Below are 12,439 nucleotides of genomic sequence, written 5' to 3' on the forward strand. Positions count from 1 at the left end.
CGCCAAGGTCGAGCCCCGCCGGGCGGATCGAGGTGACGTACAGGGTGTCGAGGTTGGCGCCACCGAAGGCGCACATCGCCGGTTTCTTCACCGGCACGCTGAGCGAGCGGTCCAGGCGCCCGTCAGGGGTGAAACGGTGGATCTGCCCGGCGTCATTGCCGCATATCCAATAGCAGCCGTCCTGGTCGATGGCGGCACCGTCGGGGCGGCCGGGGTAATTGCGCATGTCCACGAACAGCCGCGGGTTGTGGGGTGTGCCCGTGTCGGTGTCGTAGTCGAAGGCCCAGACCTTCTGCACGCTGGGGTGCGAATCGGACAGGTACATGCGCGTGCCATCGGGGCTGAAAGCCAGGCCGTTGGGCACGATCATGCCCGCTTGCTGCAGGTGCAAATGGCCCTCGCGGTCATGCCGGTACAGTGCCCCTACGTGGGCGCCTTGCTGCATGTCCAGCAGCATGCTGCCGGCCCAGAAACGCCCTTGGCGGTCGCAGCGGCCATCGTTGAAGCGCATGCCCGGCTGCGCATGCGCCACCCCGCTGAGCACACGGCTGGCCAGGCTGCCGTCGGCCTTGGTTTGAATCTGGAAGATGCCGCTTTCCATGCCGGCCACCCAGCCGTCGCCACTGCGGGCGATACAGGCCAGCATCTGGTCGCCCTGCCAGACCTGGTGCGTGTTATCCACCGGCTGCCAGCGGTGCAACTGGCGCGCGGGTATGTCGACCCAGTACAAGGCCTGCTCGCCAGGGTGCCACACGGGGCTTTCCCCGGTGCCGTTGCGGGCGTCGACGATCAGTTCACAGTGCATGGCCGTGCCTCCTGGCGCGTGCGGTCAGTTGAACGGTCCGGCCACGGCAAATGCGCCGCCCTGATAGACCATGCTCGGGTCATCGGCGGCAGGCGCCGGCTCGGCTTCCACCGCTGCGCGGAAGGGCTCCGAGCTGTCCTTGGGCACGTAGCCCAGGTGTGCGGCATGGCGGTTGTCCCACCATACGGTGCGGTTGGCCGAGGCACCGTAGACAATGGTGTGGCCGACGTTCGGCGTGAACAGGCCGCGCTCGATCAGCTGCACCAGGTCGTCGTAACTTAACCACGTGCAGAGCATGCGCGGGTTCTGTGGCCGGGGGAACGAAGAGCCGATGCGGATGCTGACGGTTTCGATGCCGTAACGATCGAAATAGAAGCTGGCGACATCTTCGCCATAGCACTTGGACAGCCCGTAGTAGCTGTCGGGGCGGCGCGGGGCATGCGCGTCGATGCGCTCGTCCTGGCGGTAGAAGCCGATGGTATGGTTGGAGCTGGCGAAGACCACCCGTTGCACCCCATGCTTGCGTGCCGCCTCGTAGACATGGAACACGCCGCAGATATTGGGGCCGAGAATCTCTTCGAACGAATGCTCGGTAGACACCCCGCCGAAGTGCACGATGGCGTCGACGCCTTCAACCAGGGCATGCACGGCTGCCTTGTCGGCCAGGTCGCAGGTGACCACTTCTTCGTGTGGGCCAGCGGCTGGGGCCATGGGGTTGATGTCGGAAAGGCGCAGGACCTCGGCGCAGCCTTGCAGGCGTTCGCGAAGGACCTTGCCCAGGCCGCCTGCGGCTCCGGTGAGCAGCAGGCGTTTGAGGGGGGTAGTGGTCATGACCGGCTCTTGTTGTTAATTGTTGTAGGTTGTCGTATGACTTTTGTGATTATTGGCAGTGCGAGTAGTGTTGTCAATGACAACTCAATGTCAGCCCGATGTCATGCGCGTGCCCTGTAGGAGCGGCCTTGTGTCGCGAAAGGGGTGCGAAGCGCCCCCAGGACGGCACCTTAGCGGCATGATTTGCCAGGGCCGTTTCGCCTCCTTACGCGACACAAGGCCGTCCCTCCAAAGGTCTGCATCAACCCTTACAGCAACGACAATGGATAATTGAAAATCAACCGGTTCTCATCGAACTCGTTATTGCTGTAGTCCCGCCGAATCGACGAATTGCGCCATTTCACACTCAAATCCTTGAACGCTCCGCTCTGGATCACATACGCCAGTTCAGTCTCACGGACCCATTCCTTGCCATCCTTCACCACCCCGCTGTGCACGTCGCGGCCGCTGATGTAGCGGTTCATCAAGGTCAGCCCCGGCACGCCGACGGTGACGAAGTTGAAGTCATGGCGCACCTGCCATGAGCGTTCGTTGGCGTTGTCGAAGCTGGCGTTGTAGCTGTCATTGGCCAGGGTTCCGCCACTGGTGCCATTGACCCGCATCCAGGTATCGCCATCGACCTTCTGCAGCCCGACCCAGAAGGTGCTGCCGCCATATTTGGCGGAGAACATCCCCGAGTACGTCTTGTTGTCCAGCTCGCCAGCGCGCCTGGAACCGTCGTCATCGCCCTGGAAATAACCCAGGTTGGCGCCCAGGGTCCAGTCGCCGAGCGGCTGGCTGTGGCTCAGCTGCAGGTATTGCTGCTGGTACACGTCCTTGAGCACCGCATTCCACAGCCCCACCAGGGTGCGCTCCTGGTTGAACCTGTACTCGCCCCCGACGAAGTTGAAGCGGTCCGACACCGCGCCGCCGTAGCTCATGTCCTCCATGCTGGCGTCGTTGCGCGGGCTGTTGGCGCGGAACTGGCCGCCGTACAAGGTCAGCCCGGCAATCTCGTTGGACGTGACCTGCCCGCCACGCAATGTTTGCGGCAGTGAACGCCCGTCGTCCGCGCGCAGAATAGGCAGTACCGGCATCCATTCGCCGATCTTCAGTTCGGTTTTCGAAATGCGCGCCTTGCCCGCCACGGCAAGCCGGCCAAAGTCATCCGCCGGCCGCCCATCGTCGTGGCGTGGCAGCAGCCCGGTGCCATAGGTGCCGCCCCCGCCATCGAGCTTCACCGACCACAGCCCCAGCACGTCCACGCCAAAACCCACCGGGCCCTCGGTGAAACCGGAACGGGCATCGAGGATCACGCTCTGGGTCCATTCTTCGGCTTTGCCTTGCGGGTTGGCGGGGTTGGTGAAGTTGCGGTTGATATAGAAGTTGCGCAGGCCCAGCACGGCTTTGCTGTCTTCGATGAAACCTTGGGCAAGGCTGGTGCCCGGCAGGCAGCTGAGCAGGCTGGCGCCAAGCAGCGCACAGGGGAGGGTGGTGTGGCAGATTTTCGACATGGGTTGCTTCCACTGATGTTGTTTTTGTTATGTGTTGTCGTACAACTTCGGCTTTTTTAACAAGTGAAAAACCCGCTGTCAACGGCGTTGGCCGCCAGCATTCAGCCACTTTCAACGGTGAGCGCTCAAGCGCAGGCTCTAGTTCGGGCTCGCAATAACAATTGGTCATACTACGACTGCCCGCGAATTGTTGCATTTGTCGCAACGCACTGCCTCGGGTGCGTCAGTTTGTCGCAGAATTATTTAGTAATACTATTCTTCGTTGCTGAATGTCTTATCGATTCAGACCCATGGAAACGGAGATTTCACCGATGAGCACCACCCGTGCTTCACACCCCTCACGCTTGCTGCCCAGATTGCTAGGCGTGGTTTTTTTGCTGATGGGCCTGGCCTTGCTGGCCGGCGGCATCAAACTGGCAACCCTTGGCGGTTCGCTGTATTACCTGCTGGCCGGCATTGGCTTGGCGATTACTGCAGCCTTGTTGCTGGCTGGCCGACGTGAGGCATTGAGCGTTTATGGCGTCGTGCTGTTGCTGAGTTCGCTCTGGTCGTTGGTCGAGGTGGGCCTGGACTGGTGGCAACTGGTCCCCCGGCTGGCCCTCTGGTTCGTCCTTGGCCTGGTGTTGTTATTGCCTTGGCTACGCAGCCCATTGACGCAGGGCCAGCCTTATCCCCTCGGTACAGGGGTATTGAGTGTGGGCGTGGCGGCCGCGGGCCTGATGGCGCTGGCCAGCCAGTTCACCCAGCCTGGCACCGTGGTCGGCCGCCTGGACCGCGACACGGCAGGTACCACCAGCACGGCGCCGGCAATGCCAGAAGGTGACTGGCAGTCCTACGGGCGTACCGAGTTTGGCGACCGTTACTCGCCACTCAAGCAGATCACCCCGCAGAATGTGGGCAAGCTCAAGCTGGCCTGGACCTACCGCACCGGTGATATCCCCGGGCCAAACGACCCGGGCGAAACCACGGCGGAAAACACCCCGCTGAAAGTCAACGGCAAGCTCTACGTATGCACCCCGCATAGCCAGGTGATTGCCCTGGACCCCGACAGCGGCAAGGAGATCTGGCGTTTCGATCCCAAGCTCAGCACGCAGAATGCGGCCAATTTCAAAGGCTGGGCGCACATGACCTGCCGCGGCGTGGCCTATTACGACACGGCCAGCTCGCAAGCGAGCCCCGCGCAAGGGCAGGCCTGCGCCAAGCGCATTTACGTACCCACCGCCGACACCCGCCTGATCGCGCTGGATGCCGATACCGGCCAACAGTGCGCCGGCTTTGGCGATAACGGCCAGATCGACCTTACCCGCAACATCGGCAGCTTCGCCCCCGGTGGCTATTACTCCACTTCGCCACCCACCGTGGCCGGCGGCCTGGTGATACTTGGCGGTCATGTCACCGACAACGTTTCCACCGACGAGCCGTCCGGCGTAGTCCGCGCCTATGATGCGATCACCGGCCAGCTGGTGTGGAACTGGGACAGCGGGAACCCCGACGCTACCGCGCCGATCAGTGACGGCCAGTTCTACACCCGCAACTCTCCAAACGTGTGGTCGGTGATCAGCGCCGATGAGAAGCTCGGCCTGCTGTACCTGCCCATGGGCAACCAGATGCCCGACCAGTGGGGCGGCAACCGCACGCCAGAGGCGGAGAAATTCAGTGCCGGCCTGGTGGCCCTGGACATCGCCACCGGCAAGGTGCGCTGGAACTACCAGTTCACCCATCACGACTTGTGGGACATGGATGTCGGTGGCCAGCCGAGCCTGGTCGACATCAAGACCGCCGAAGGCATCAAGCCTGCGGTGATGGCATCGACCAAGCAGGGCAGCATCTACGTGCTGGACCGCAGCAACGGTCAGCCGCTGGTGCCCATCCACGAAACCCCGGTACCGCAAGGCGCCGTGGAAGGTGATCACACCGCACCGACCCAGCCGATGTCCGAGCTCAATTTCATGCCGCCCACCCTGCGTGAGCGAGACATGTGGGGCGTAACGCCGTTCGACCAGATGCTGTGCCGCATCGACTTCCGTTCGCTGCGCTATGACGGCATCTACACCCCGCCATCGCTGCAGGGCTCGCTGGTCTACCCCGGCAACTTCGGGGTGTTCGACTGGGGTGGCATTTCGGTCGACCCGGTGCGCCAGATCGCCTTCGTCAACCCCAGCTACATGGCCTTCAAGTCGCAGTTGGTGCCTGCCTCGAAAATCGCCGGGCAGCCGGCGCGCAAGAGTGAGACCGAGGGCATCCAGGCCAACAAGGGCGCGCCTTATGGCGTGATCATGGGCGCTTTCCTGTCGCCGCTGGGGCTGCCTTGCCAGGCACCGGCCTGGGGCTATGTGGCCGCAGTGGACCTGACCACCCACAAGGTGATATGGAAGCACAAGAACGGCACCGTACGTGACAGCTCGCCCATTCCGATCCCGCTGACCATGGGCGTGCCGAGCCTGGGCGGAAGCTTCACCACCGCCAGCGGCCTGGCGTTCCTCAGCGGCACCCTCGACCAGTACCTGCGTGCTTATGACGTGCGCGATGGCAAGGTGCTTTGGGAAGGGCGCCTGCCGGCAGGTGCTCAGACCACGCCGATGACCTACACCGGCAAGGATGGTCGCCAGTACGTGCTGATGATGGCCGGCGGGCATGGCTCGTTGGGTACCCGGCAAGGGGACTATGTGATGGCGTTTGCCCTGCCGGAGTAAGCGGCGGCAGGTTCAAGGCCTGTGAGATCGAGCACCGCGCGGCCGGCGCTTGGTTTCACGGGCTTTTTTGATGGCGGGCATGTCGCGACCCAGTGACCTCCCACAAGACGAAGTCAAAATCCCTATATATGGGATTGTGTTTTACATATTGGAATTTTCCTCCGCCCAAGTTTATAGTCGCCTCACTCACTGCCAAAAACAGAACAGGTGAAGCGATGCAGGCGCAATTGATCGCGCTCGACTGGGGAACCACCTCCCTTCGTGCTTACAAACTCGCCGCACAAGGCCGGGTGCTGGATGTGCGCACCCTGCCCAGCGGCATCATGCACTTGCCAAAAGCCCCGCGCCTGATCAACGGCCAACTTTGCAATGACGGTTTCGAACTGGCATTCGACGACGCCTGTGGCGATTGGCTCGACGCCCAGCCCGGGCTGCCCGTGATTGCCTGTGGCATGGTCGGCAGCGCCCAGGGCTGGCGCGAGGCCGCGTACCGCGAAACCCCGGCCAACGTCGCCAGCCTCGGTGGCGCGCTGCAAACTGTCGGCAGCCTTCGCGGCGTCGAGGTGCATATCGTGCCCGGCGTGATCCAGCACGCGCGCCTGCCCAATGTCATGCGGGGTGAAGAGACGCAGGTGCTGGGCGCACTGCCTGGGGTGAATACCGATGACCTGCTCATCGGCCTGCCCGGCAGTCATTCGAAATGGGTAGAGGTTGTCGATGGCTGCATCGTCCACTTCGATACCTTCATGACCGGCGAGATTTTCGCCGTGCTCAGCGCGCACAGCATCCTTGGCCGTACCCAGCAGCGCGGCGCCGCGTTCGATGCGCCAGCCTTCGACTTCGGTGTGCAGGCCGCCTGCTCCGCCGAGGGGGAGATCGGCCCGCTGTCCACCCTGTTCAGCGCCCGCACCCTGGGCCTGACCGGTGAGCTGAGCGCCAGCGCCCAGCCCGATTACTTGTCGGGTCTCCTGATCGGCCATGAACTTTCAGCCCTGGCCAAACTGCAGCGCCAGCGGCGCCACAGTGTGCACCTGCCGGAAATCCTGCTGATCGGCAACGGCCCGCTGTGCGCGCGTTACAGCCGGGCCCTGCAGGCATGCGGCTTCACCCATGTGAGTGTCGCCGAGCAGGCCACCGAGCGCGGTCTTTGGCAACTGGCGCTTGCCGCTGGCCTGGTTCAATCATCCTGAAGGGAGCTCGACATGCTCGAACAAGCATTGGCACACAACGGCCTGATTGCGATTCTGCGCGGTTTGCAACTGCATGAAGCGGCTGCGGTTGGCGAAGTGCTCTACAGCGCCGGCTTTCGCATCATCGAAGTACCGCTCAATTCGCCTGACCCGTTCGCCAGTATCCGCCTGCTGCGTCGCACCCTACCTGACGATTGCCTGATCGGTGCAGGTACCGTGCTGACGCCGGCCCAGGTCGCGCAGGTGAAAGAGGCGGGCGGCCAGTTGATCGTCATGCCCCACAGCGACCCACAAGTACTGCGTGCTGCCAAGGCGGCAGGCCTGTACCTGGCACCGGGCGTCGCCACACCGACCGAAGCCTTTGCCGCCCTGGCGCAAGGGGCCGACGTGCTCAAGCTGTTCCCGGCCGAGCAACTGGGCCCGGCGGTGGTCAAGGCCTGGCTGGCCGTGCTGCCCGCCGGCACCGTGCTGGCGCCGGTCGGCGGCATCACCCCCGGCAACCTGCAGCAGTTCTATGCCGCTGGCGCCCGGGGCTTCGGCCTGGGCTCCGGCCTGTACAAGCCAGGCATGACCCCTGAACAGGTCGAGGCCGCTGCCAAGGCTTACGTGAGCGCCTGGCAGAGCCTGCGCTGAGCCGGCCCTGCACTGCATCCAACAAGAGAGACAAGCAGATGAAAATTACCAAGCTGATCACCTTCATCGTTCCGCCGCGCTGGTGCTTCCTCAAGGTCGAAACCGATCAGGGCGTCGCCGGTTGGGGCGAGCCTGTTGTCGAGGGCCGGGCCCACACCGTGGCTGCCGCGGTCGAGGAACTGTCCGATTACCTGATCGGCAAGGACCCGCGCAACATCGAGGATATCTGGACCGTGCTCTACCGCGGCGGCTTCTACCGCGGTGGTGCCATCCACATGAGCGCCCTGGCGGGTATCGACCAGGCGTTGTGGGACATCAAGGGCAAGGCGCTGGGTGTGTCGGTCAGCGACCTGCTCGGCGGCCAGGTGCGCGACAAGATCCGCGTGTATTCGTGGATCGGCGGCGATCGACCCGCTGATACCGCGCAAGCGGCAAAAGAGGCCGTGGCACGTGGTTTCACCGCCGTGAAGATGAACGGCACCGAGGAACTGCAGTTCCTCGACACCTTCGACAAGGTCGACCAGGCGTTGGCCAACGTCGCTGCCGTGCGCGATGCGGTAGGGCCGAACGTGGGCATTGGCGTGGACTTCCATGGCCGCGTGCACAAGCCCATGGCCAAGGTGCTGATGAAGGAACTCGACCCTTACAAGCTGATGTTCATCGAAGAGCCGGTGCTCAGTGAAAACTACGAAGCGTTGAAAGAACTGGCGCCGCTGACCAGCACGCCGATTGCCCTGGGTGAGCGGCTGTTCTCGCGCTGGGACTTCAAGCGCGTGCTCAGCGAAGGCTACGTCGACATCATCCAGCCCGATGCGTCGCATGCCGGCGGCATCACCGAAACCCGCAAGATCGCCAACATGGCCGAGGCCTACGACGTCGCCCTGGCGCTGCACTGCCCGCTGGGCCCGATCGCCCTGGCGGCCTGCCTGCAGCTCGACGCTGCTTGCTACAACGCTTTCATCCAGGAGCAGAGCCTGGGCATTCATTACAACGAGAGCAACGACCTGCTCGACTATGTGCGCGACCCCGGCGTGTTCGACTACCAGCAGGGCATGGTCAAGATCCCCAACGGCCCTGGCCTGGGCATCGAGATCAACGAGGAGTACGTGATCGAGCGCGCCGCTGTCGGCCACCGCTGGCGCAACCCGGTGTGGCGCCACGCCGATGGCAGCTTTGCCGAGTGGTGACTGCCTGGCCCCACCTGCGTTGAAACGACCTCAATAACCATAACAAGAGGCACTGCTCATGCACCCGCATACCCTTACCGGGCAGGCGACCCTGTCGGCGCCCAGCCGCAAGCGCTTTTTCATCATGGTGCTGCTGTTCATCACGGTGGTGATCAACTACCTGGACCGCAGCAATCTGTCGATTGCAGCACCGGCCTTGACCAGTGAGTTGGGCATCGACCCGATTCACGTCGGCCTGGTGTTCTCGGCGTTCGGCTGGACCTACGCTGCCATGCAAATCCCAGGCGGCTGGCTGGTCGACCGCGTACCGCCGCGCATTCTGTATACCGTGGCGCTGGTGCTGTGGTCGCTGGCCACGGTGATGCTCGGTTTCGCGGCCAGCTTCATCGCGCTGTTCGTGCTGCGCATGGCGGTCGGCGCCCTGGAGGCGCCGGCATACCCGATCAACAGCCGCGTGGTCACTACGTGGTTCCCCGAGCGGGAGCGGGCCACGGCCATCGGCTTCTACACCTCCGGGCAGTTCGTCGGCCTGGCGTTCCTGACGCCGGTGCTGGCCTGGCTGCAGCATGCGTTCGGCTGGCACATGGTGTTCGTCGCCACCGGCGCGGTGGGTATCCTCTGGGGCGTGATCTGGTACGCGGTGTATCGCGAACCGCGCGATTTCAAGGGTGCCAATGAGGCCGAGATCGAACTGATCCGCGAAGGTGGCGGGTTGGTGGATATCCAGCAGGAGCAGGCCAAGACCAAGGCCAGGTTCAGCTGGGCCGACCTGGGCATCGTGCTGACACAGCGCAAGCTCTGGGGCATTTACCTCGGCCAGTTCTGCCTGAATTCGACACTGTGGTTCTTCCTCACCTGGTTCCCGACCTACCTGGTGAAGTACCGCGGCATGGATTTCATCAAGTCCGGCATGTTGGCCTCGCTGCCGTTTCTCGCCGCCTTTGTCGGCGTGCTGTGCTCGGGCTTTTTCTCCGACTGGCTGATCCGCCGTGGGGCCAGCGTGGGCCTTGCGCGCAAGCTGCCGATCATCAGTGGCCTGTTGATTTCCACCGCCATCATTGGCGCCAACTTCGTCGACTCCACCCCGCTGGTGATTGCTTTCCTGGCGCTGGCGTTCTTCGGTAACGGCCTGGCCTCGATCACCTGGTCGCTGGTTTCTACCTTGGCCCCGGCGCGTCTGCTCGGGCTGACCGGCGGGGTGTTCAACTTCATCGGCAACTTGTCGGCGATCGTCACACCCATCGTGATCGGCTTCCTTGCCAGCGGCGCTTCGTTCGCCCCGGCGATCACTTACATCGCCGCGCTGGCCCTGCTTGGCGCGCTGTCGTACATCCTGCTGGTCGGCAAGGTCGAGCGCATCGAGTTGTAGCCGCGCCCTGCGGGTGAACATAATGTCGCCCGCCCATTCGCACTTCGATAAAGGCCGCACATGCAGGAAGACCCTACCAAAACCGCCCCTACCGGCACCCAGACCCTGCTGCGCGGCCTGGCCGTTGTGCAGGCCGTGGCCGCAGGCGCGCGCGACCTCAAGGACATCGCCCAGCACATCGGCACCACCCGCAGCACCACCCACCGCCTGGTCAGTTGCCTGGTGGACGAGCGCTACCTGCGCGTGGTGCCCCAGGTCGGTTACCTGCTTGGCCCCAAGCTGATCGAACTCGGCTTCCAGGCCCGAGAAGAGCTGCCGCTGGTGACCCTTGCCGGGCCGTACCTCGACGAGCTGTCGGCGTTGACCGGCGACACCATCCACCTGGCAATCCGCGAAGGCGATGAGGTGCTGTACCTGCACAAGACCCCGGGGCGCAACGGCCCGGAAATGCGCTCCCGGGTCGGCCACCGCATGCCGCTGGCGCGCACGGGTATCGGCAAGGCGCTGATGCTCGACGACACCCCGGCCGAGTGGCAGAGGTTGTATGAAACCAGCCTGCCGGCAGGTGGCAAAAGCCCGTTCTGGCCGCACCACGCCGAGCAGACCTGGGCGCAGTTCGAGCAGCGCATGGTCGAGTATGTGAAGGGGGGTTATGCCTTCGACCTGGAGGACAACGAGCCGTCGATCCGCTGCGTGGCTGCGCCGGTACGCGATGCCAGCCGGCGGATCGTGGCGGGAATCAGTGTGGCCAGCACAGTGCCCTATATGCCCGAGGAGAAGATGCGCGAGCTGGTACCGGTGGTCAAAGGCGTGACCGCGCGGCTTTCGGCAGAGCTTGGGCTAAAGCACTAGCCTGAACCGTGTTGGCACTGAACTACGCGCAACAATTGGTGTCTGAGCGCCAACAATGACATGACGTCCATTTCCCCAAGCAAGGAGGCTTCACCATGCAACCCACCCCAGTCACGTCCGCCGGCAAGCTGCTCGGCAGTTTTGGTTATGGCAAGGCGCTGATCGTCAGCTTGATCACCCTCGGCATCATCTGTGTGGGCCTCGCGGCTTTTGTCGGCTACCTCAGCACCATCGTCTCGACGGACGTTAGCGGCCCGGTCGAACTGCAAACACGACGTGGCACCACGCTGCATTTCAGCGGCCCGATACAGATCTTCTACTTCACCATTGGTTTGCTGCTGGCCCTTGGGTTGAGCATGTTCGGCCTGGCCCTTTGGCAGAAGAAGCTGCGCGGCGCCCGTTATGAGGTGTATGAAAAAGGGCTCTGCCAGGTGATCGGCAGCGAGCGCGATTACTTGCCGTTCAGCGAGATGGAAGACCTGTACCTGTTCGCCTCTGGTCAGACAGCTGCTGCCGGCCTGGTCAACAACCTGGCGTACCGCCGCAACGACAGCGAAGCGTTCCGGCGCGTCAATGCCCACCTCAAGGGCCTGTACAAGTTCATTGACCTGGTGCGCGAGTTGCACCTGAACGAACGCCTGCCCCAAGCCATGGCTACCCTTTCGCAGGGCGGTACAGTGCAATTCAACTACATCGGCACTGGCCAGGTGTGGGGCAAGCGTGTCAGCGGCAACTTCCTCAATGTCACGACCAAACCTCTCCGGGTCACCCGTGATGCCCTGGAAGTCGAAGGCATCAAGGTGCCCATGACCAGCCTGCGCAGCATCGATCTCAGTGCCTGGACCGAACTGGTGGTGATCAAGGACGAAAGCGGCAGGACCGTGCTGTCCACCGCGGGGAGCGGCATCATGAGCTTCGACCTGTTCCTCAATACCCTGCATAACCTGCTTGAAGCAAAGCAGGCCTCTGCCACCGCCTGACGTCCTGCCAGGATCCCTCTCAGGAGCGGCCTTGTCGGGCGCCGGACCGGTCGGAAAGGGGCGCAGCGCGCCCCCAGCCAGCCGTTGATAATTTCCGTATTTCCATTATCAAGTCGGTTTTTTGATTAATGATTGTTTTTTTGGGAGCTACGGACGCTGAGCCCAGCTGGTGAGTCTTCGGCGACTTTTGCAAAGGATTGGTTTTTTCCTGGATCAAACTACAACCCGATCTCGCCCACGACCACTCAGACTGGCAAGTCCAGTCCCGGCACATGGCAACTGAGTGTGCCGTACCCCTCCTGTCGGCGTGGGCGAGGTCTCTTGTCACTCTGTCTTATCTCGGCAGAATCAAGTGCGCAGCTTATCAGCGCCTATGGCAACCAATGCCTGGTCCAGTTCACTCTGG

At 63.1% G+C, this 12,439-nt stretch carries 10 protein-coding genes; 7 read left to right on the forward strand and 3 right to left on the reverse strand.

The genetic code is table 11. The features are described from left to right. The 3 genes from APH30_RS22415 to APH30_RS22425 all read right to left on the reverse strand — a co-directional run. On the reverse strand, positions 1-805 hold an 805-nt coding region (locus tag APH30_RS22415), incomplete at its 3' end, for an SMP-30/gluconolactonase/LRE family protein (RefSeq protein WP_054913797.1). Positions 806-829: 24 nt separating this feature from the next. Further along, the gene (locus APH30_RS22420; RefSeq protein WP_054913798.1) at positions 830-1,636 is read right to left on the reverse strand and encodes an NAD(P)-dependent oxidoreductase; all 807 of its coding nucleotides are present in this window, start codon (positions 1,634-1,636) and stop codon (positions 830-832) included. A gap of 248 nt (positions 1,637-1,884) precedes the next feature. Then, a complete protein-coding gene (locus tag APH30_RS22425) occupies positions 1,885-3,129 on the reverse strand; it encodes an OprD family porin (RefSeq protein WP_054913799.1) in 1,245 nt (414 codons plus the stop codon). A 311-nt stretch (positions 3,130-3,440) separates the two neighbouring features. Between APH30_RS22425 and APH30_RS22430 the strand changes: the two genes are divergently transcribed. The 7 genes from APH30_RS22430 (at position 3,441) to APH30_RS22460 (ending at position 12,033) form a co-directional block, all read left to right on the forward strand. Beyond that, entirely contained in the window at positions 3,441-5,822 is a 2,382-nt protein-coding gene (locus APH30_RS22430; RefSeq protein WP_054913800.1) for a glucose/quinate/shikimate family membrane-bound PQQ-dependent dehydrogenase, read from the forward strand. 215 nt (positions 5,823-6,037) lie between these two features. Beyond that, positions 6,038-7,012 carry a 2-dehydro-3-deoxygalactonokinase gene (locus APH30_RS22435; RefSeq protein WP_054913801.1) on the forward strand — a complete coding sequence of 325 codons (975 nt, stop codon included), beginning with the start codon at positions 6,038-6,040 and terminating at the stop codon, positions 7,010-7,012. A 12-nt stretch (positions 7,013-7,024) separates the two neighbouring features. Further along, complete coding sequence (locus APH30_RS22440) at positions 7,025-7,645, forward strand: 2-dehydro-3-deoxy-6-phosphogalactonate aldolase (protein ID WP_054913802.1); 621 nt, start codon at positions 7,025-7,027, stop codon at positions 7,643-7,645. A 38-nt stretch (positions 7,646-7,683) separates the two neighbouring features. Continuing rightward, positions 7,684-8,832 (forward strand): galactonate dehydratase, encoded by a 1,149-nt coding sequence (gene dgoD / locus APH30_RS22445; RefSeq protein WP_054913803.1) that lies wholly within the window; start codon positions 7,684-7,686, stop codon positions 8,830-8,832. A gap of 58 nt (positions 8,833-8,890) precedes the next feature. Then, positions 8,891-10,201 carry an MFS transporter gene (locus tag APH30_RS22450; protein WP_054913804.1) on the forward strand — a complete coding sequence of 437 codons (1,311 nt, stop codon included), beginning with the start codon at positions 8,891-8,893 and terminating at the stop codon, positions 10,199-10,201. A 60-nt stretch (positions 10,202-10,261) separates the two neighbouring features. Beyond that, positions 10,262-11,053, forward strand: a complete 792-nt coding sequence (locus APH30_RS22455) for an IclR family transcriptional regulator (protein WP_054913805.1) — start codon at positions 10,262-10,264, stop codon at positions 11,051-11,053. Between the two features lie 95 nt (positions 11,054-11,148). Next, positions 11,149-12,033 carry a hypothetical protein gene (locus APH30_RS22460; RefSeq protein ID WP_054913806.1) on the forward strand — a complete coding sequence of 295 codons (885 nt, stop codon included), beginning with the start codon at positions 11,149-11,151 and terminating at the stop codon, positions 12,031-12,033. The last annotated feature ends 406 nt before the right edge of the window (positions 12,034-12,439 follow it).

Origin of the sequence: Pseudomonas sp. NBRC 111127 (genome assembly GCF_001320345.1) — a bacterium.
In the GTDB taxonomy this organism is placed as follows: domain Bacteria; phylum Pseudomonadota; class Gammaproteobacteria; order Pseudomonadales; family Pseudomonadaceae; genus Aquipseudomonas; species Aquipseudomonas juntendi.

Excerpts from the sequence above, each read along its gene's own strand:
- APH30_RS22420 (WP_054913798.1), bottom strand. The coding sequence starts at position 1,636 with ATGACCACTACCCCCCTCAAACGCCTGCTGCTCACCGGAGCCGCAGGC.
- APH30_RS22425 (WP_054913799.1), bottom strand. The coding sequence starts at position 3,129 with ATGTCGAAAATCTGCCACACCACCCTCCCCTGTGCGCTGCTTGGCGCC.
- APH30_RS22430 (WP_054913800.1), top strand. The coding sequence starts at position 3,441 with ATGAGCACCACCCGTGCTTCACACCCCTCACGCTTGCTGCCCAGATTG.
- APH30_RS22435 (WP_054913801.1), top strand. The coding sequence starts at position 6,038 with ATGCAGGCGCAATTGATCGCGCTCGACTGGGGAACCACCTCCCTTCGT.
- APH30_RS22440 (WP_054913802.1), top strand. The coding sequence starts at position 7,025 with ATGCTCGAACAAGCATTGGCACACAACGGCCTGATTGCGATTCTGCGC.
- dgoD (WP_054913803.1), top strand. The coding sequence starts at position 7,684 with ATGAAAATTACCAAGCTGATCACCTTCATCGTTCCGCCGCGCTGGTGC.
- APH30_RS22450 (WP_054913804.1), top strand. The coding sequence starts at position 8,891 with ATGCACCCGCATACCCTTACCGGGCAGGCGACCCTGTCGGCGCCCAGC.
- APH30_RS22455 (WP_054913805.1), top strand. The coding sequence starts at position 10,262 with ATGCAGGAAGACCCTACCAAAACCGCCCCTACCGGCACCCAGACCCTG.
- APH30_RS22460 (WP_054913806.1), top strand. The coding sequence starts at position 11,149 with ATGCAACCCACCCCAGTCACGTCCGCCGGCAAGCTGCTCGGCAGTTTT.